Annotated in this window: 13 protein-coding genes and 1 pseudogene; 1 reads left to right on the top strand and 13 read right to left on the bottom strand. The window is 61.1% G+C overall.

The annotated features are described in order from the left end of the window. Positions 1-84: 84 nt before the first annotated feature. The 13 genes and pseudogenes from PSH80_RS21725 to yaaA all read right to left on the bottom strand — a co-directional run bounded on the left by PSH80_RS21725 (position 85) and on the right by yaaA (position 18,143). Positions 85-1,536, bottom strand: a complete 1,452-nt coding sequence (locus tag PSH80_RS21725; RefSeq protein ID WP_057438216.1) for a mannose-1-phosphate guanylyltransferase/mannose-6-phosphate isomerase — start codon at positions 1,534-1,536, stop codon at positions 85-87. A gap of 147 nt (positions 1,537-1,683) precedes the next feature. Then, positions 1,684-2,337 (bottom strand): alginate O-acetyltransferase AlgF, encoded by a 654-nt coding sequence (locus PSH80_RS21720; protein WP_057438217.1) that lies wholly within the window; start codon positions 2,335-2,337, stop codon positions 1,684-1,686. Between the two features lie 16 nt (positions 2,338-2,353). Next, positions 2,354-3,544, bottom strand: a complete 1,191-nt coding sequence (locus PSH80_RS21715; protein WP_057958524.1) for an alginate O-acetyltransferase — start codon at positions 3,542-3,544, stop codon at positions 2,354-2,356. An 11-nt stretch (positions 3,545-3,555) separates the two neighbouring features. Further along, positions 3,556-5,088 carry an MBOAT family protein gene (locus tag PSH80_RS21710; protein ID WP_057438220.1) on the bottom strand — a complete coding sequence of 511 codons (1,533 nt, stop codon included), beginning with the start codon at positions 5,086-5,088 and terminating at the stop codon, positions 3,556-3,558. 187 nt (positions 5,089-5,275) lie between these two features. Continuing rightward, complete coding sequence (locus tag PSH80_RS21705) at positions 5,276-6,376, bottom strand: mannuronate-specific alginate lyase (protein WP_128592814.1); 1,101 nt, start codon at positions 6,374-6,376, stop codon at positions 5,276-5,278. A gap of 8 nt (positions 6,377-6,384) precedes the next feature. Further along, positions 6,385-7,833 carry an alginate O-acetyltransferase gene (locus PSH80_RS21700; protein ID WP_120734471.1) on the bottom strand — a complete coding sequence of 483 codons (1,449 nt, stop codon included), beginning with the start codon at positions 7,831-7,833 and terminating at the stop codon, positions 6,385-6,387. An 11-nt stretch (positions 7,834-7,844) separates the two neighbouring features. Then, positions 7,845-9,434 (bottom strand): mannuronan 5-epimerase AlgG, encoded by a 1,590-nt coding sequence (gene algG / locus PSH80_RS21695; RefSeq protein WP_057958526.1) that lies wholly within the window; start codon positions 9,432-9,434, stop codon positions 7,845-7,847. After that, positions 9,434-10,921, bottom strand: coding sequence for an alginate export family protein (locus PSH80_RS21690; protein ID WP_057438224.1), 1,488 nt, complete (start codon positions 10,919-10,921; stop codon positions 9,434-9,436). The genes algG and PSH80_RS21690 overlap by 1 nt, the downstream gene beginning before the upstream one ends. Then, positions 10,918-12,297, bottom strand: a complete 1,380-nt coding sequence (algK, locus tag PSH80_RS21685) for an alginate biosynthesis TPR repeat lipoprotein AlgK (RefSeq protein WP_220172977.1) — start codon at positions 12,295-12,297, stop codon at positions 10,918-10,920. The genes PSH80_RS21690 and algK overlap by 4 nt, the downstream gene beginning before the upstream one ends. Positions 12,298-12,461: 164 nt before the next feature. Then, positions 12,462-13,631 (bottom strand): alginate biosynthesis protein Alg44, encoded by a 1,170-nt coding sequence (locus PSH80_RS21680; RefSeq protein ID WP_029297907.1) that lies wholly within the window; start codon positions 13,629-13,631, stop codon positions 12,462-12,464. 37 nt (positions 13,632-13,668) lie between these two features. Continuing rightward, positions 13,669-15,151: pseudogene (gene alg8 / locus PSH80_RS21675) on the bottom strand (mannuronan synthase). Between the two features lie 83 nt (positions 15,152-15,234). Then, entirely contained in the window at positions 15,235-16,551 is a 1,317-nt protein-coding gene (locus PSH80_RS21670; RefSeq protein ID WP_057438225.1) for a nucleotide sugar dehydrogenase, read from the bottom strand. A gap of 812 nt (positions 16,552-17,363) precedes the next feature. Further along, a complete protein-coding gene (gene yaaA, locus PSH80_RS21665; RefSeq protein WP_057438227.1) occupies positions 17,364-18,143 on the bottom strand; it encodes a peroxide stress protein YaaA in 780 nt (259 codons plus the stop codon). Between the two features lie 147 nt (positions 18,144-18,290). Between yaaA and PSH80_RS21660 the strand changes: the two genes are divergently transcribed. Next, on the top strand, positions 18,291-19,415 hold the full coding sequence (locus PSH80_RS21660) for a polysaccharide deacetylase family protein (protein ID WP_120734118.1): 1,125 nt from the start codon (positions 18,291-18,293) through the stop codon (positions 19,413-19,415). The last annotated feature ends 285 nt before the right edge of the window (positions 19,416-19,700 follow it).

The raw sequence follows: 19,700 nt of genomic DNA, 5'->3' as shown, positions 1-19,700 counted from the left end.
TGGCCCGATCAGAAAAAGCCCCCGCCCAGCCCATTGCGGATAGGGGACGCAACGGGCTGGGCGAGGGCTTTTTGTTTTGCGGTGTTACTGCGCGATGGTTTTCACTGACACACCACGCTCGACGGGAGTCGAGCGCCCGTAGATATCTTCAAACCGCTCGATATCGTCTTCGCCCAGGTAGCTGCCCGATTGCACTTCGATGATCTCCAACGGGATCTTGCCCGGGTTGCGCAGGCGGTGCACCGAGGCAATCGGGATGTAGGTGGACTGGTTCTCGCAGAGCAGGAACACATTCTCGTCGCACGTCACTTCGGCGGTGCCGCTGACCACGATCCAGTGTTCGGCGCGGTGGTGGTGCATCTGCAGCGACAGGCACGCGCCCGGCTTGACCGAGATGTGCTTGACCTGGAAACGCCCGCCCATGTCCACCGAGTCGTAGGAGCCCCACGGACGGTAGACCTCGCAGTGGTTCTGGGTCTCGCTGCGCCCCTGTTCGTTCAGGGTGTTGACCATCTGCTTGACGCCCTGGACCTTGTCCTTGTGGGCAATCATCATCGCGTCCTTGGTTTCCACGACCACGATGTTTTCCAGGCCGATCACCGACACCAGCTTGCCGTTGCCGTGGATCATGCAGTTCTTGCTGTCCTGGATCACCACGTCGCCCTTGGTCACGTTGCCGTTGGCGTCTTTGTCATTGACCGCCCACAACGAGGCCCAGCAACCCACGTCGCTCCAGCCGGCACTCAGCGGCACCACGCAGGCGCGCTGGGTTTTTTCCATCACCGCGTAGTCGATGGAATTGTCCGGGCAGCAGGCGAAGGTGGCTTCGTCGAAGGTCACGGTGTCGGCGGTGTGTTCGCTGCGTTCCAGGGTCAGCACGCAGGTGTCGTAGATGTCCGGATCGTGCTTTTTCAGCTCTTCGAGGAAGCGGCTGGCGCGGAACAGGAACATCCCGCTGTTCCAGAAATAACCGCCGCTTTTGACGAACTCGACGGCGCGTTTTTCATCCGGCTTCTCGACGAACTGCTGCACCCGGCTGACACCTTCGGGCAGCAGCGAATCGTTGGTGGACTTGATATAGCCGTAGCCGGTTTCCGGACGGGTGGCCGGTACACCGAACAACACCATCTCGCCACGCTCGGCCGCCACGGTGGCCAGGGCCAGGGCGCGTTGCAGGGCTTTCTGGTCATCCAGCACATGGTCGGCTGGCAAGACCAGCATCAGTTCATCGCGGCCTTCATTGACCAGCATCATCGCGGTCAGGGCCACGGCCGGCGCGGTGTTGCGGCCAAACGGTTCCATCAGGATGCGCTGGCTGTCGAGCTTGCGAGTGCTCAGTTGCTCATTGACGATAAAACGGTGGTCTTTGTTGCAGACGATGATCGGTGCGTCCATGCCTTCGAACACCAGGCGCTCGAGGGTTTGCTGGAACAGCGTGTGCTCGCCGGTCAGGGCCAGGAACTGTTTAGGAAACTGTTTACGGGAAAGCGGCCAAAGACGTGAGCCGCTACCACCGGAAAGGATTACTGGGATCATGTGTTTCTCCTTGAATCGATTTGGGTCAGAGCTACGAAGGTTTGTCGTTTCACTCTTGTTTTTGTCTCGGTCCTGAGTCGACACGCGGACAGTGTGGGAGCAGGCAAACCAGCTCCCACAAGGGGGCGTCTCAACTCAGGGAAATCATCAGCGGGTCGACACGGGGCGCTTGACCCACACTGGCGACAGGTTGCTGCCGGAGCCGGTGACATACAGCACCGCCGCCTCACCACGTTCCAGGGCCACCGGCTTCACATCGCCAACCTTCTTGTCGCCGTCGTACAGCGCCAGGCTGACCTTCACCGGGTTGATCTCGCGCTCGCCACGGCCCTTGGCGGCCACGGCCTTGACCACATCGGTCTTGCCGTCGGCAGTTTTCAGGGTCAGGGCCTTGTCGCTGAGGTTCTGCACGCGCACCAGGGATTTCTGCTTGTTCTTGAACGGCGGTTCTTCGATCAGTTGCGGCTGGCCGCTGGCGCTGTTGACCAGGGTGTAATAGTGATCGGCGGCCAGTTTGACCGTGACGTTCTGGCTACCGACCTTGGCGCTGTAGTCACCGCCCGGCAGGAAGCTGAAGTCACTGCTGGCCAGCGGTGCCACATCGCTCAACGCCGTGTTGCCGACGCTGGCGCTGACTTCCTGGTTGCTGGCGTTGAACAGGCGCACGAAGCTCGAGCCTTTCGGTGCGACGGGGCCATAGAGGGCGGCGTCGCCTGCGAACGCGGACATGGATACGAAGCTCATGCCGGCGGCCAGGGCCAGAGTCTTGGCGAGACGACGCGGAGTAGTAGTGAAAGTCATGTGAGTTACCTCTCTTTCAGTTTTGCGCCCGGTCGGGCGTCTCGGATTTTTCGGTTTTAACTGGGGTGTTGCTTGCCATGTTCTGTTGGCGCGTACCGGCTTGTTTGAGCTGCGCGACCCACTCGGGGTCGGCTTCGCCGATTTCGTTGTTCACCGGCAGATAGCGTTCCGGAAACTCCCAGATCAGCACTTGCGGCGGGCTGTTCTTGAAGTCATCGCTTTTCAGGTAGCTGAGCATCGGCAGGATCGGGCCGTGGCCGTCTTCGGAGTAGTTCACCACTTCGCTGCCCAGGGCTTGCTTCAGGGCGCCGACGAAGTTCCAGTTGGGGTTGGCGCTGTAGCTGGTGCCCACCAGGGCCACCGGCATCTCGCTGTCGGCAAACAGCGCGTCGTCGCCTGCGGCCTGGGCCTGCACCGCGTGGGTCACGCGTTTTTGCAGGGGCTCCTTGGGCGGCATCAGGTTTTCGAACAATGGGTCCAGGGGCAGGAACAGGCGCAAGTCACCGCTGTGGGGGGCGATGCCCTCGGCGTCGGTGACAAAGCGCTGGGGCTCGCCGCTGAGCAGGGTCTTGGCGTTGATGGTCCTGGCCAGTTGCTTGGCGGCGACTTCGGCGCCATCCGGGGTCCAGTGGGTGTCGGTGCGCAGGAACACCTGCTGGCCGTGGAGCTTGGCCTGTTGCAGCGGGCCCAGCAGGTCGGGGGCGAGGATCTTGTCGGCGGCAACCCGCGCATGGAAGTCCTGATAAAGCCCGGCATGAATGCTCGCCGGTTGCACTTCACCCAGATGCTCCGGGTACAGGCGCACCTTGGCCGGGACAATCGCCATCACCAACTGCACGCCCTTGGCCTTGAGGGTCTGGCGCACGCCTTCGACCAGGGCGTAGTTGTCTTGCAGGTTCTGCTCTTCGTTGACGGCGGGGTTGAACTCCTCGTCGCTGTACAACCAGTGATCGCGACCCAGCACCACGCCGGGACGGCCTTCGTTGAACAGCTTGTAGTCCAGGGCGGCCCAGAGGTTGGTGCCCAGGCGCTTGATCGGGAACTCGTCGTCGTAATGGGTCTCGACGGCCTTGGCCCAGCGCCCGTTGAGCACGGTGGCCTCGGCGTTGGTGTTGAAACCGAAGAAACTGCGCACCGACCACGCGCCCAGGGCCATAAGCAGGGCCATGAACAGCGCGGCGTAGAGGATGCGGAATGAACGGGTCATGGTCGGCTCCCTCAGAACTGGAAGTAAAGGAACGGCGAGAAGCTTTGCGCCGAGAGTTTCAGAATCGAAGCCACAAACAGCAGCAGGATCACCGCGCGCATGGCATAGCGGGGCCAGTCAGCGGTCCAGTAGGCCGGTTGCACGGCGGCGTTGCTGCCGACGCTGAAACCGGGCTCCTGGATGCTGCCGGGGGTGTCGCCAGGCACTGCCTTGATCAGGCTCGGATCGGCCGGCTTGGCCTTGTCGGCCGGGCGATTGTTGTAGAAGTCGCGCAGGCCGAAGAACGCCAGCGTGGCGTAGGCCACCACCATGGTTGCCACTTGCAGGCCCGTCAGGTTGGCGCGGTTGAGTTCCGACAGCGACCACTCGCCAAAGCTGAACATCGCGCCGTACATGCGCCCGGCGACGTGCAGGTTTTCGGCGCGGAAGATCACCCAGCCCATCACCACCAGCAGGAAGGTGAAGGCCCAGCGCACCGGGTTGAAGCTACGTGGCGAGGTGTTGAGGCCGATGGCTTTTTCAATCGCCAGCCACATGCCGTGCCAGGCGCCCCAGACGATGTAGGTGATGTTCGCGCCGTGCCACAGGCCACCGAGCAGCATGGTCAGGAACAGGTTGCGATAAGTGGTCAGCGTGCCTTTGCGGTTGCCGCCCAGGGTGATGTACAGGTAGTCACGCAGCCAGGTGGACAGGCTGATATGCCAGCGCCGCCAGAACTCGGTGATCGACTGGCTGATATACGGCTGCTTGAAGTTTTCCATAAAGCGGAAGCCCATCATCAAGCCCAGACCGATCGCCATGTCGCTGTAGCCGGAGAAGTCGAAATACAGCTGCGCGGTATACGCCAGCGCGCCGAGCCAGGCGTCGCCGGTGGTGGGGTTTTGCAGGGCAAAGCAATGGTCGGCCACCACCGCCAGGGTGTCGGCGATAAACACCTTCTTGATAAAACCCTGCATGAACCGCGTGCAGCCCTCGGAGAATTTATCCAGGGTGTGGGTGCGGTTGTTGAACTGGTCGGCCAGGTCGCGAAAGCGCAGCACCGGGCCGGCAATCAAGTGCGGGAAGATCGCCACGAACGCCGCAAAGTCGATGAGGTTGCGGGTGGCCGGGGTGTCGCCGCGGTACACGTCGATGATGTAGCTGATGGACTCGAAGATGTAGAACGAGATCCCGATCGGCAACAGCACGTGGGTCAGGATAAACGGCTCCAGTCCCGCCGACTTCATCATCAGGTTGATGCTGTCGACGCCGAAGTTGGCGTACTTGAAGTAGCCGAGGATGCACAGGTCGACCGCCACGCCGAGCAGCAGCCAGCGCTGGGCCGGCTTGGTGCGCACGCCTGCGGCACCGACCTTGAGGCCGATCCAGTAGTTCCACAGGGTCACGGCGGCGAACAGCGCCAGGAAGTCCACTCGCCACCAGGCGTAGAACACATAACTGGCAATCAGCAGCAGCAGATTGCGATAGCGTTGCCCGCTCAAATAGTACAAGCCGAGAAAGATCGGCAAGAACAGAAACAGGAACACATTGGACGAGAAAACCATCCCGATCTCTCCATGTTTAACCAACAGTCAAGGGCCAACGGCCCCCCCAAACCCCCCACGAAAACCGGGGAGGGCGATCGTTCCCACGCTCTGCGTGGGAATGCCTCTTGTGACGCTCTGCGTCACGCTGTGGGACGCAGAGCGTCCCGTGCTGCATTCCCACGCGGAGCGTGGGAACGATCAGCGGCTAACTGCCTTTTTCATGTGCCGGGTCGTAGACCTTGGTCAGGTCGCCACCCAGGCGGAAGGTCTTGAACGGCTGCATCTCGTGCTTGCGCTCCAGTACCTCCGGGGCGCAGGTGTAGAGGGTGCAGAAGGGCTCCAGCCAGGCGAATTTCGAGTCCTGCTCCAGATCCTGCATGTCCTGCTCTTTGCCGTTCTTCTGCTCGAAGAGTTCCGGATCCTTGACCCCGGCCAGCACCTTGTCGCCCAGGCGCTTGAGTGCGCCGTTGTTTTCCGGGCGTACATCCACGCCATTGACCAGGGCGAAACTGGCGATCATCGCCAGCGGTGGCAGCGCATAGTTGTGGTAGGCCAAGGCCCGTTGCTGGCGCTTGAGTTCGTTGGGCAGGTAGCCCTGGGCGTCGACCTGATTGGCGCCGACCTTGTATTCCTTCACCGCCCAATCGAACAGGTCGCGACGGTTGGTGGCGACGGATGTGGCCATCACCGACCAGGCGGCCCAGTACGAATGGTTGTTGGTTTTTTCCAGGGGCAGGTTGTCCCAGTCGCTGACCACTTGCTCGGCCAGTTTGTTGAACCAGGCTTCGATCAACTGCGATTCCTGTGGGTGCCTGGCCAGTGGTTGCGACTCGGAGAACTTCAGGCGCACATAGGCCGACGCCATGCTGCCCAACGCCCATTTGCGCATCGACTTGCCGGTGTGGTTGAAGTCCTTGGACATCAACGCATCGGCCTTGGCCCAGCTCACCAGCCAGTTCAGCGTGCACTGCAATTGCTCCGGGCGACCGTCGCGCATGAACTGCATCACTCGCTTGCTGGTGTCTTTTTCCAGTTTGGTGATGTCGGCGGTGCTGTCGCGAAAGGCTTTTTCCGACTGCACATTCAGGGTCGAACGGGCTTTGTCGGAGCCTTCGTATTTGCTGCGAAACTGCAGCGAGCCGGTGTAGGGCGTCGGCATGGCGTCGCAGTCATTCTTGAAGTCGCCGGTCTTGAACGCTGCAATCGGCGCGAAGTAGCCCTGGGGCGGACGCAGCGGCGCGGCGGCGTTGGCGTGGCCGGCAAATATCGCCAGGCCGAGCAACGTTGGAATCAATAACTTCTGCATAGGTAACCTCATTGCCCGGCGGAAGCAGTCTGCTGACCACCCGCGGGGAATACGTTGCGTGTGCAAATTTTCGCTTCGACTTTCTGCGCCGCAGCGCCCGCTTCGGGGCCCTGCACTTCCACGGCCAGCAGGTTCTGCGAGGCCCAGTCTTCATCGGTGCGCAGTTCAAAGGCGAAACGCCCGTCTGTCTCGGATGTTTCGGGTTTGTCGATCTTGATGTCCTCGTGGCGCCCGTTCATGTACCAGAGGGTGGCTTGCAGGGTTTTCACCGAGGGATCGGCGAAGCGAATGTCGACCTGATGACGGCTGTTGCGCAGGTCCATGTTCTTGCTGTTAACCATCAACTCGTTCTTGCCCGGCTTGAGGGTGGTGCTGGCGCTCATCTGCGCCGGCTTGCCCTCACAGCCGTTGTCGAGCAGGGCCATCATCTGGCGGTAGGTGGTTTCCTGGTCGAGGCGATACAGCGGTGAGAATTCCCAGATCAGAATCTTCGGTGGGCTCTTCTGGAATTCTTCGCTGCCCAGGTACTGGATCATCGAGCCTTCCAGGCCACCGCCGGGGAAGGCGACGTTAAGGATGTCGGCGCCGATTTCCTGTTGCAGGAAGCCGGCGAAGTTGTAGTTCTTGCCACTGTGGCTGGTGCCCACCAGGGTGATCTGCGGGTTGCCGGAGTCGCCGAACAGGTCGCCGTCCGCCGCTTCGCCCTTGGGCTCGGTGCTGAACTGGTCCATGTACTGGATCGCGTAGCTGGTGCCGCACAGCTGCCCGGCCATGTTGTGCAGGGTGCCGGTCTTGCCCATGCGCCCGGACTTGTTGGTCTCGAATTCACGCTGGGGGATCCCGGCGAACTCGGGCATGGCGCGCACCTTGGCCCCGACGATTTTGGCGGTGCGCTGGGCGCCATACGGGGTCCAGTGCTGGTCGCCACGGAAGTAGAAGTCGTGGGCCGGCTGTTCGTCCGGCAATTGCTCGTTGGTCAGCGGCGACAGGTCCGGCACCACATAGCCCATCTTGGCAAAACGCCCGAGCATGCTCTTGTAGTTGCCCAGGGCCTTGTCGAAATCGAAGCTGGCTTTCTCTGCCGGGTTGAGTTTGTTGCGGTTCACCAGGCCACGGGTCGGCTGGTAGACCACCACCAGTTCCACGCCCTTGCTCTTGAACGCATCGCGCAGTTGCTGCATGCGCTTGTAGCCGGCCGGGGTGGTGTCGAATTCGGTGCGCAGGTCTTCCTGGGTACGGAACAGCCAGTCGCCCTGGGCCTGTACCAGGGTGGTGAAGTTCTGCTGGTAGCGGGTGGTGTAGTTCTTTGCGTCGTGGGCCTCGGGGCACAGGTTGCAGCACGGCTCGGCGGTAAAGCTCGGCGCCTGGGCTTCATCGGCGCGCACGCCGCTGCTGGCGGCCAGGATGCCGAGGGTCAAACCCGAGAGGCTGAGTAGCTTGATCATGTGTGGGTGCATAAAGGTCATCCTCAGTCCTGCAATGGGGTCTGGCGTTCGACAGGGTCGATCAGCACGGCTTTTTTCTGGCGTACCAGCAAGTCGAGAATCTCTTCCTGGCGCTCACCTAGAACGCCGGAGAAGCTGATGCCACTGGATTTGGTCGGCGCGAGCATCGACACGCGGTACAGCTCGATGCTCAACGGCGAGTCGATGGACAGCGGCCCGCTGCCATTGGCCGCCAGCTCGCCGCCAACCACGATCAGCGAGACCTTGGTGTCGAACGGATCGAGCGCGATGTCGCGGTCGGTGTCGGTCAGGTCCTTGATATGGCCGTAGACCCCGGTCAGGCCGTTGGCCATGGCGAGGTTCTCGTACAGGCGGATGTTCACGCTGTTACGGACACGGATGCCGTGGCGACGGTTGCTGATCACCTTGTTGCCCCACAACAGGTTATCGCCGCTCTCATAGAGGGTGATGCCGTCGGTGTGGTTGCGGTAGATCTCGTTGTCGGCGATCAGGTTGTTCACGCTGTTACGGTCGATCACCAGGCCCGACAGCTTGTTGTCGTAGCTGCGGTTGTTGAAGATGAAGCTGTCGTTGACTTCACGGGAAATAATGATGCCGTGCTTCTTCTTGGTGCCGTATACGGTGTTGTCGGCAATGATCAGGCCGTGGGAGCGGTCGTGGGGGTCGATGCCGTAGACGATGTTGTCTTTGTAGGTGCTGCCCTTGATCACAAAACCGGTGGTTTCGTAGCAGTAGAAGCCGTACCACATGTCCGAGAACTCGGAATCGACAATCCAGCCGGTCGGCTCCGGGCGCTTGAGGACCTTGGCCATGTTCGGCGTGTACTGGGAAATACTCACGCCGTAGGACTTACTGTTGGCATAGCCGAAGCTGGCCATCTTGCTGTTGACGATATAGGTCTGGGTACCGCCCCAGGCCAGCAGGAACGGGCGGAATTCCGTGGGCGAGCGGAAGGTCGCCGGGCCGTTGGTTTTCTCGCGCCAGCCGGTGATCCTGGTGTCGCGCACAAACAGCTGGCCGTCGTTGACCAGGAACGAGCCGGCTTCCTGGGACAGGCGCAGTTCCTGGGTCTGCCCGTCGATTTCGAGGATGCCTTTTTCGCCGACCACAATCGGCAGCCTGGCCAGGAACACGCCGGGCGAGGTTTCGCTCAGGTATTGCTTGGGCACCTTCTTGAGCAGGTCCTTGAGGTTCATGTAGCCGTCGTCGATAAAGATCGCCTGGGGAATGCCGTGCTGGCGCACCACCCATTCGGCCATCTTGTTGTCGCCGCCGATGAAGTCCTTGAGGGCGTTTTCCTGCATCATCCGGCGCACGCTGACCTTGCCGGCCTTGCTGCGCACGATTTTTTTCGCCACGGCTTCGGCGGTGTAGCCCGAGAGGTCCGGCAGCGGCGGCTTGGCCATCTCCAGCGGCGCCGTAGGCGGGCTGGTGATGGTGTAGGTCTTGGCCTGTTGCAGTTCCTTGGCGAGGGTGGGCGCCTTGACCTGCGGCTCGACATTGGCAAAGGCCGGGGCGCACGCCAGCAGCATTGCCGCAGCGAGCAGGGCCGAGCCTTTGAGGGCGTGAGGATTCATTGCGCAGGCTCCCATCAGAAACGCCAGATCACATCGACAAAGGCGCGGTGCATGTACGAGTCGACTTGCTTGCCATAGGCGTCGCCCGGTTTGAACACACCGCCACGAAAGCGCACCAGGGCCGACGGTTCGTCGATCGACTGGCTGAGGGCGGCGGGCAGCAGGCCTTTCTTGAAGTACTTGGTGACCACCAGGTCCATCTCCTGGCCAAGGTCTTTCTTACCGTCTTCCAGGGGCAGGGAGGCGCTGGACAGCACGGCGCCGGTGACGTCGTCGTAGTTGTTCTGCACCGCGTCGATGCCATTGCTGCCCACTGGCTTGTTGCCGTCCACACGCCAGAACTTGTGGTAGACCAGGCTGGCGTCGTAGTCATCGCGCAACTGCCAGGAACCGAACAGGCTCATGGACTGCATATTGTTCATCTCGCCGCGAAACGCCTCGCCAAAACGATGCATCCGCGATTGGGTGCCGGTGAAGTTCGAGCGGTTGCTTTGCAGGCCGTTCTGCTCGTAGTCGGCACTGGCGCGGGCATAGGCCGCACCCACTTGCCACTGCGGGTCGAGGCGCAGGCGCACCCCCAGGTCGGTGGCCCAGCCATCCACATCGGTATTGCGCTTGGCGTTGGCCGGGCGGCTGCCGTCGGCGTTCAGCGCGTTGACGTTGCTACGGTCGCCCTGCATGCCGGTGACGCTGGCCCAGTAGTTGACGGTGTTGGTGTTGCGCCAGTTGTAAGCGTCGCTGTTGGCCTCAATGCCGAGCCAGGTCAGGTCGCCGTTCTGGCGCTTGTCCAGCGAATCGGCGGCCACGCCCGGTTGCGGGTAGTCGAGCTTGCCGTCGTCATGGCTGTGATGACCGCGCACGCCAACCCAATGGCCCGGGGTCCACTGGTAGGCCGCGTCGGCGTAGAAGTGCTGGCGGTCCTTGTCTTCGGGGGACAGTTCCTTGAGGTCGGTGCGGTACTCGCTGAAGCGTTCGGCGGCGCCGACATTGGCCTTGAGCAGGGTGGTGTCGAAGGTCCAGTTCAGCGCTTCGATGTTGGTGTCGCGCCATTGCCCGTCATCATTGCGCAGGCGCTGGCGGCCGAGCTTGAGGATCTCGCCGGGGTAGGGGGTGAAGCCGCTGTAGCCGACCCAGAACTCACGCAGGGCCAGGTAGTTTTTCTTGGTCTTGCGGTCGTTGTTGCTCGATTGCTCGGTGGTGTCGCCATCGGACTGTTGCAGGGTGTCGGTTTCGATGATGTCGCTGGACGCCACCGCCTGGCCCATGGCGTAGGCGCTCCAGGCGCCGCTTTCACCGTAGATCCACGGGCGCACATCCAGGCCGATGCCGTTGACGTCGCCGCCTTTTTGCGTGCCCAGGTCGCGGTCGTCTTCGGACTGGCCGGTGACTTTCACGTCCAGGCCGAAGTTCTTGTCTTCGGTCAGCGCGGCCAGGGTCGGGCACGACCACAGCAGGGCGAAGGTCAGGCCAATACCGGCCTTGACGAATGGATTGAGTTTCATAGGGATTCCTCGCCGTCTTCTTCTTGCAGGGCGTGCAGTTGCAGCGTGCTTTGGCTCAAGGCACCACGGGCGGCCAGCTCTTGTTGCAGCAGGCGCTGGCCCTCGGCGCGCTGGGCGGGCGGCAGTTGTTGTTCGAGTTGCGCGGCCAGTTCATTGGCCTGCGGCGTGTCCTGGCGCTTCGCCAATTGGCTGAACACATAGGCGTTGAGCGGGTCGGGCTGGGTGCCCTTGCCTTGGGAAAACAGCTGGGCGATAGCGAAGTCGGCGCTGTTCTGGCCGTTGCGCGCCGCCGTCAGCAAGTGATCCAGGGCTTTTTGCGGGTAGACCTGGCCCAGGTAGCCACGGCGGTAGATCTGGCCGAGGTAGTAATCGGCGGCCACTTCCCGGCCCTGGGCATTCTGGAAGTGGGCTTCGGCGGCCTTGGCATCGGCCGGCACCCACTTGCCTTCGTAGTAGAGCTTGCCCAGCAGCAACTCGGCGCGGGGCTGGTCGGCGGCGCGGCCGTTGTCGAGGTACTTCATCATCTGCTCGACGTCGCCCAGTTCCGGGAAGTCGTAGAGCAGTTGCGCGAGGCTGACCCAGGACGCCGGGTAGCCGGGGGCGATTTTTTCCAGCAGGGCCTGGGCGCTTTTTTCATCGGTCTTGCCCAATGAGGCATCGCCCAGCACACGGGCCACACTGTCGACCCGCTGGGCGCTGACGGTGCCACGGCTGTAGCCGGCTTCCATCTGCTTGAGCAGTTCGGCCTGTTGCTCCGGTTGCTCGCGCTTCTGGTAGACAGTGGCCAGTTCGACGTAGCAGATATCGGTGCTGTTCAGCGCGGCCTTGCAGATTTTTTCGATGTCATCCAGGTGCTGATCGTAGGTGCCCTGGGTGCGGTACAGCAGCACCTGTGCCAGGCCGGCTTCCGGGTAGCCGGCGGAGCGCCAGCTATCAATCTGCTGCTGCGCGTTGACGCTGGGGAAATCGTGGGGGTATTGCAGGTACAGCATGGCCAGCGGGATCAGGGTGTTGCCTTCGCCATTGGCAAAGGCTTTTTTCAGCAGGCCTTCGGCTTCGCGGTGCTCGGCTTCGGTGGCGCCGGGCTTGGCCACCAGCAGGCGACCGAGACGGGCCTGGGCGCGGGGCGAAATATCGGCCGCCGCACGGTAGGTGGCTTCGGCTTGCTTGATCTGCGCCGGGTCACGGCTGCCGACCTGGATATCGGCCAGGCCGACCTGGGCTTCGCTGTAGCCCAGCTCTGCCAGTTGCTGGTAGTTCTGCGCGGCGGTGGTGGTGTCGCCACGCTTGAGGGCTTCATTGGCCAGGCGCTGGTCGGGCAGGCCGGCGCAACCGGCCAGTGTGACGGCCAATGCCAGCAGCGCCACAGGTCGCAAGGGGGAGCGAGCTTTTGTGGGCGCTGGCTTGCCTGCGATGGCATCGCCGCGGTGTATCTGCTGCACCGAGTCGATGCCATCGCGGGCAAGCCCGGCTCCCACAGAAGTGGGCTCCCACAAGGATTGTGTTGTTCTAGAAATAGGCTTCACAGGCAAATCCTCGCTTACAAACCAGCAGCCATGGCTTTATCAATCAGCCAGTTCAGGGACGGACCACGGTCGCTGGTCACTTCCACGGGGCGGCCGGCATAGGCGCTGTCCAGCGGGGCATCGGGCTTGATCTGCACGCGGATATCCGAGGACAGGTCGGCGCTGTTGAGGCTGGTGCTGCTGACGATGGTGCCGGTGCGGGTCTGTTCTTCATCGGCGACCTGGAAGCTCACCGGGGTGCCTGGGCGCACGTCGCCGAACTGGCGATAGGAGAAGCGCGCCTCGACATTCGCCTGGCTGCCGCGCGGCACCAGTTGGAAGATCACATCACCCTTGCTCGCGTATTGACCATCGGCCACCAGTTGCTGGGCGACGATGCAGTCGCAAGGGGAGGTCAGGGTGCCGGTCATTTGCTTGCCGAACAGCTCTTCGACCTTGGCCGGTTGCAGCTGGTCTTCGTCCAGGTGGCCCTTGAGCACATCCAGCATGCTGGTGCTGAAGGTCGCCAGTGGCGCGCCTTTGGCGGCAACGCCGTTGTCTTTGATCAGGCTTTGCACGGTGCCGTCGCGGGGCATCGTGACGTTCATCCCCGGCACGCTGACCAGGCCGGCCTGGGCATGACTGACGAAGTACATGCCATACACCGACTTGAACACAAACCCGAATGCCGCCAGGCCCACCAGGAAGATCGCCAGGCTGAACGTCACGGCGCGCAGGCGACCAAAGGCGCTCATGCCGCTGCCGCTGTCCTTGACCTTGCGTGCCTTGGTGAAGTTGTCGCGCTGCAGGGTCGCCAGTACATCGCCCATGGTCACGATATCGCCGGACAGGTGCGAAGTGATCAGGTGCCGCAGGGTGGAAATATCCTGGGCATCCAGGTTCTGGAACTGGCAGCCGGTGCGGCCGGTCTGGCGGTCGTGGGAGCGGATCAACAGCTCCACGTCCATCGCCAGACCGAGGTTGTCGATGACAAACTGCAGGCGCGCTTTATGCACATCGCCGACCTTCAGCGGTTGCTGGGCGGCATTGAAGGCCAGGCCGCCGGCGGACAGGTCGATGACCCGTACTTCCATGGGCGTGCGGTCGGCACCGAAGAAGCGCAGCTTGGCCGGGATTTTCACCCGGGCGTGTTGGCGCTGGGCTTCGGATTCGTGGACAACGTTGGCGTTTACTTGACTGTTCATCAGGGCATTTCCTTAAGTTAATTCAGGCTTGGCAGGGTCAGACCATCATCAGCAACACGGCGACGAAAATGCTGCCGGCGGAGAAGGGTCATGGTCCGAGACGACCAGGTGTTGAACCAACGTTGAAAGCTGGCCAAATCGCGGGTCAGTTTGGTGTCCTGGCGGGTCCAGGACTGTTGATCGAGGCGGAAGAACACGTAGATCTTCACCAGCGCGCCCATGATCTGGTTGTAATAGAGAATCACCGGGTAGGCGGGGCCGATCTTGTGCCCCGAGCACGACAGCAACAGGGTCAGGATCAGGCGGGTGATGCCGATCCACAAAAGGTAAGCGAGGATGAACGCGCCGCCGTACTTGAAGGTGGCGATGATCGCCACGGTCAGGCCGAGCAGGGAGGTCCACATCGACACGCGCTGGTCGAACAGCACCACGCTGGTGAACAGACCCAGGCGGCCCATGCCCAGGCCCAGGGCCCGGGAGTTCTGGCGCAGGTTGTTGCCGTACCAGCGGAACATCAGCTTGCGGCTGGCCTTGATAAAGCTCTTTTCCGGCGGGTGTTCCACGGTGTTGATCGCCGCATCGGGCACGTAGAAGGTGTCGTAACCCAGGCGCATCAGGCTGAACCAACTGGACTTGTCATCGCCGGTCAGGAATTTGAAACGGCCCAGGCGCCAGTGTTGCAGCGAGTCGCTTTCCACGTCGGCGATAAAACCGGGGTCGGTGACGACGCTGGCACGGAACACCGACATGCGTCCGGTCATGGTCAGCACGCGCTTGGACAGGGCCATGGAGCACATGTTGATGTGGCGTTGGGCGAAGCGCAGTTTGTGCCACTCGCTCATGATGTAGCCGCCGCGCACTTCGCAGAACTCGTTGGTGGTCAGGCCGCCGACATTGCCGAACAGCTGGAACCACGGCACGGTCTTGCGCACTACGCCTTCGGCGAGCACGGTGTCGCCGTCGATCACCGCCACCACGGCGCGGTCGTCCGGCAGGTGACGGGAGATCGCCCGAAAACCGAAGGCCAGGCCGTCGCGCTTGCCGGTGCCGGCGATACGCACGAAGTCGAGCTTGACGTGAGCCGGTGGGTTCATCTTTTCCCAGAGGCTCTTGACCAGCAGCTCATCGGACATTTCCACCAGGGAGCAGACCACAGTGGTGGGGAAACCGCACTCGATGGCCTCGCGGATCACCGAGCTGTAGACCTGGGCCGTGGTCAATGCGTCGATACGAAAGCTGGTAACCATCAGGAACACATGGGACGGGTCCGCCGCCTTGCCCAGCTTGCGCACTTTGCGCCGCAGGTGCGGGTAGACCACGTACAGGAACAGCATGCCGCGAAAGAAATGCGTAGCACCCATCGAGTAGCGCCAGATACCCACGGCGCCAATCAGGAAAATAAAATTCTTCGACTCGGAGTCGAACGTACTCGCCGGCAGCAGCAGGGCGAGTCCCATCAGCAGACTCAGAAAGACCAGCCAGCCGGCGGATTGGAGCAGTACGTGTTTTAACTTGGACATAAGCGTCATCCGAAGGTGAAGAAGGCTTCAAGCTGCAAGCGCTGGGGATCAGGACACTTGCAGCTTGAAACTTGCCGTTGCTGTTACCAGCAAATGCCTTCGGTACGGCCACTGACGCTGGTGGCCTGGGACATAAAGCCCACCAGGTCGACCACTTGCTTGCCGTGCGGGGCTTGCTGGGCCAGGGCGCGGAATTTCTCGTCGCGGTTGCCGAGGATGATCACGTCGCTGTTGTTGATCACATCGTCGAAGTCCGAGTTGAGCAGGGACGACACGTGGGGAATCTTGCCTTCGATGTAGTCCTTGTTGGCCCCATGCACACGGGCGTATTCGACGTTGCTGTCGTAGATGCTCAGGTCGAAGCCCTTGCCGATAAGCATTTCCGCCAGTTCCACCAGTGGGCTTTCACGCAGGTCATCGGTGCCGGCCTTGAAGCTCAGGCCCAGCAGGGCGACCTTGCGCTTGTCGTGGCTGGAGACGATGTCGAAAGCGTTCTGCACCTGGGATTCGTTGCTGCGCATCAGCGAGTTGAGCAGCGGCGCCTCCACGTCCAGGGTGCTGGCGCGGTAGGTCAGGGCGCGCACATCTTTTGGCAGGCACGAGCCGCCGAAGGCAAAGCCGGGGCGCATGTAGTACTGGGACAGGTTGAGGGTCTTGTCCTGGCAGACCACTTCCATCACTTCGCGACCATCGACGCCTACGGCCTTGGCGATGTTGCCGATTTCGTTGGCGAAGGTGACTTTGGTGGCGTGCCACACGTTGCAGGTGTACTTGATCATCTCGGCAACGGCGATGTCCTTGCGGATGATCGGCGCATCGAGTTCTTCGTACAGCGATTGCAGGACATCACCGGAGGCTTTGTCCAGTTCACCGATCACGGTCATCGGTGGCAGGTCGTAGTCGGCGATGGCCGTGGATTCGCGCAGGAACTCCGGGTTGACCGCGACACCGAAGTCGACGCCGGCTTTTTTGCCGGAGCAGTCTTCGAGGATCGGGATCACCACGTTGGCCACGGTGCCGGGCAACACGGTGCTGCGCACCACGATGGTGTGGCGGGTGGTCTTGTCACGCAGGACAAAACCGATCTCGCGGCATACCGCCTCGATGTAGTTGAGTTCCAGGTCGCCGTTTTTCTTGCTCGGCGTGCCGACACAGATCATCGACAGGTCGGTATCGCGGATGGCGTCGGCGAAGTTGGTGGTACCGCGCAAGCGGCCGGTGGCAATGCCCTGGCTCAACAGTTCGCCCAGGCCGGGTTCAACGATGGGGGATTTGCCCGCGTTGATCAGGTCGATCTTATCCTTGGAAATGTCTACGCCGACCACTTCGTGGCCCCGTGCAGACAGGCAACCGGCACATACTGCGCCCACGTAACCCAAACCAAATATGCTGATGCGCATCGCATTTACCTCTATCTTTATCACGCCATTAGATGGCCGGAGTTCATGTTTTCAAGCGTCACTCATGCACTAGGTAATGCGGTGAATAGACACAGCATTGCCATGTACAGGCATGTTAAAAGTCGAGTGACTAACTAATGCACTCAAGTTGTGCGCAACTTGGCCTTATTGTTGGGGCTTGCCCTGAAATGCAGCCAGCCTTCGGTGAGAAGGGTCTGGCGTCAGTGCCGCAACGCCTTGATATGGACATAAAGCCCTTATCTATCAACGCATTGGGTTATCTCACTGACCCATTTGAGTAGGCTCAGCCTTGGCCTTGTAGGGGATGGTCATGCAACCTTATCGCCCGCCCTCAACTAAACAGTTGTTAATCAGACCGAAGGGTCAAAGTTGAATGTGACAACTTTGCTACTTCCGTTGGTCGCTGTGTAAGTCATATCGCACAAGAACAGAGATAATCGTTACCGGTGGTATGAGCGGCACTGAAGGACATAGTTCCTGGCCGCTCATCCTGTTTCTGGAAATTTCTTGAAATATTAGGAAAGATGGCACTAGTACTATATTGATAGCACTTGCGGATTGGGCTAGTGGTTATAGGGAGTTGGCGCGGGGATATAGTTTTGTGCCACTACTGTTTGAAAAAAGTGGTGCCACTACGAAAAATTCTGACGAATGTCGAGTGAAAGAAACGTTAGGAAATCTGAAGAAATATTTTTGACGTCAAAGTAATGACGATTCCGCATTTGAAATACGGAAAAAATGTGGGAGCAGGCTTGCCAGCTCCCACATCGGATTTGCGCTGTACTGGCGACCTACTCCGGTGCGTGATCGCGCAAAAATACCAGGTTATCCGGCTTGGACTGCTCGGCACTGAAGCGATAACCCTGGACATCAAACTGCTTGAGCTGCGCCGGGTCGTTGATGCGCTCTTCGATGACAAAGCGGCTCATCATGCCCCGGGCCTTCTTGGCGTAGAAGCTGATGATCTTGTATTGGCCGTTCTTCAGGTCCTTGAACTCGGTATTGATGATCCGCGCGTTCAAGGCCGGGCGCTTGACCGCCGAGAAGTATTCGTTGGAGGCCAGGTTCAGCAGCACATCATCGCCCTGCTCAGCCAGGGCCTCGTTGAGCCATTCGCTGATCCGCGTGCCCCAGAAGGCGTACAGGTCCTTGCCACGGGCGTTGCCCAGCTTGGTGCCCATCTCCAGGCGGTACGGCATCATCAGGTCCAGGGGGCGCAGCAGGCCGTACAGGCCCGAGAGCATGCGCAGGTGGTCCTGGGCGTAAGCGAAGTCGGCGTCGTTGAAGGTCTGGGCATTGAGGCCGGTGTAGACGTCGCCCTTGAAGGCCAGCAGCGCCTGCTTGGCATTGGCCGGGGTGAAGGCCGGGGTCCAGCTGCCGAAACGTGCGGCGTTGAGGCCGCCGATCTTGTCGGAAACATGCATCAGTTCGCTGATCTGCGCCGGGCTCAGCTCGCGCAACTGCTCGATCAACTCCTGGGAGTGGTCGAGGTATTGCGGCTGGGTAAAGCGCTGGGTTACCGGCGGGGTCTCGAAATCGAGGGTTTTGGCGGGGGAAATCACCGTCAGCATGAAGTCGTCTCCTGTAATCGTCGGGGGATTCTAGGGGGTTGGGGCGTTGGACTCCACCTATCACGCCAATAGCTGCCATACGGTTATCCCTGTGGGAGGATAGTGATCGGCTATAGTGGCCGACGAATCAGGAGGGGGAGACCTGTTGTGCGAATTGCGCTTTTAGTGTGCGCCTGGCTGACGTGCCTGGGCGCCCAGGCGGCCAGTGTGGATGTCGCGACCCTGGACCGTGGCACCTGGCCGGAAAAACTCAGCAGCCCGGCGCTGTTTGATGTGGCATCACGCGCCGAAATCCTCATGTTCGCCAACGCGCTGCTGGCCAGCGAGGCCCTGGATGAACCGGCCCTCAAGCAGCGCCTGGGGCTGAAGATCGTCAACCAGGGCGCTATCGACGACCTGCGCCGCCACCTCTGGCAGCGGTTGCTGGAGAACTACATGTTCGCCCAGCAAAGCTGCGAACAGGACGCCTCATTCTGCTATCTGGTGGACAACCTCGACGACCTGCGCGATCAAGCCGGCAAGTTCGAGGTGAGCGAGCAATCTTTCTATATAGGCTGGGCCGGTCCCAGCCGCGCGTTTCACCAACGCTACCTGGATGAACTGTTGCGCAAGGCCGCGCTGTTCCCGCAGATCGGCAGCGAAGTGGCGCGTTTTGGGGATTTCGAGCGCAATGGCGATGAACTCAACGACCGCCTGTTTTTACTGACCTTCGATGGCGGCCCGTCACCGCTGGGCGGTCAGACCGACTGGCTGGCCGACTACCTGCGCAAGCAGAAAATGACAGCCACCTTCTTTGTCCTGGGCAACAGCCTGCAAACCCGCCTGGAAAAGACCTCGGCCGTCGATGTGCAGGGTTTGTACCAGGGCCAGTGCGTGGGTATCCAGGGCTGGCAATACCGTTCCCACAGCCATTGGGTCGACTGGCAAAGCTCGATCACCCGCAGTGCGTCGCTGACCCAGAACCTGCTGCCGGAAAACTACGTGCCGCTGTTCCGCCCACCCTATGGCCAGCGCCGGGCTGACAGCCAGGGCTTTTTCCAGGCCCAGGGCCTGCAAGTGGCATTGTGGGATATCGACTCCCAGGATGAACCGGGCCTGCTCAAGGCCGACGAGTCGGCCCAGCGGGTGCTGACGCTGATGTTGTTGTGGCGCAAAGGGGTGATTGTGTTCCACGACACCCAGGACAAGGCGCGGGTCGCATTGCCGCTGTTGCTACAGGCAACGGCGCAAAGTGGGCTGGGTTGGCAGGATTGTCGGGAAGCGTTTCGCTGAAAAGGGCAAAAGCCCGGCCCTGTTGGGGATGAGGGTTTTTTGGGGTGATTTGCTGCGACATTTCGATGCAGGCGGACTTCCGACTTTAGCGGGGTGCGTGGCGGCCCGCCAGTGCTATTCGTCATCCTGAAAAATAAACTTCAAAAAAGCGTCAAAGTGCTTTTTCCTGTCATGGGTTTTGCGGTATTACGAAGTCAGATCGCCGAAACCTGCACCACAGGTGGCGTCTTCCCAGACTCCCTTTGCGGTGTATTCGGCGCTCGAATCGAGGCGCAGCACTGTTGT

The sequence above is a fragment of the Pseudomonas sp. FP818 genome, from assembly GCF_030687335.1.
In the GTDB taxonomy this organism is placed as follows: domain Bacteria; phylum Pseudomonadota; class Gammaproteobacteria; order Pseudomonadales; family Pseudomonadaceae; genus Aquipseudomonas; species Aquipseudomonas shahriarae.
This window is presented reverse-complemented; position numbering and strand designations above follow the sequence as displayed.

Coding starts and splice junctions, on each gene's coding strand:
- PSH80_RS21725 (WP_057438216.1), bottom strand. CDS start 1,536: ATGATCCCAGTAATCCTTTCCGGTGGTAGCGGCTCACGTCTTTGGCCG.
- PSH80_RS21720 (WP_057438217.1), bottom strand. CDS start 2,337: ATGACTTTCACTACTACTCCGCGTCGTCTCGCCAAGACTCTGGCCCTG.
- PSH80_RS21715 (WP_057958524.1), bottom strand. CDS start 3,544: ATGACCCGTTCATTCCGCATCCTCTACGCCGCGCTGTTCATGGCCCTG.
- PSH80_RS21710 (WP_057438220.1), bottom strand. CDS start 5,088: ATGGTTTTCTCGTCCAATGTGTTCCTGTTTCTGTTCTTGCCGATCTTT.
- PSH80_RS21705 (WP_128592814.1), bottom strand. CDS start 6,376: ATGCAGAAGTTATTGATTCCAACGTTGCTCGGCCTGGCGATATTTGCC.
- PSH80_RS21700 (WP_120734471.1), bottom strand. CDS start 7,833: ATGCACCCACACATGATCAAGCTACTCAGCCTCTCGGGTTTGACCCTC.
- algG (WP_057958526.1), bottom strand. CDS start 9,434: ATGGGAGCCTGCGCAATGAATCCTCACGCCCTCAAAGGCTCGGCCCTG.
- PSH80_RS21690 (WP_057438224.1), bottom strand. CDS start 10,921: ATGAAACTCAATCCATTCGTCAAGGCCGGTATTGGCCTGACCTTCGCC.
- PSH80_RS21680 (WP_029297907.1), bottom strand. CDS start 13,631: ATGAACAGTCAAGTAAACGCCAACGTTGTCCACGAATCCGAAGCCCAG.
- PSH80_RS21670 (WP_057438225.1), bottom strand. CDS start 16,551: ATGCGCATCAGCATATTTGGTTTGGGTTACGTGGGCGCAGTATGTGCC.
- yaaA (WP_057438227.1), bottom strand. CDS start 18,143: ATGCTGACGGTGATTTCCCCCGCCAAAACCCTCGATTTCGAGACCCCG.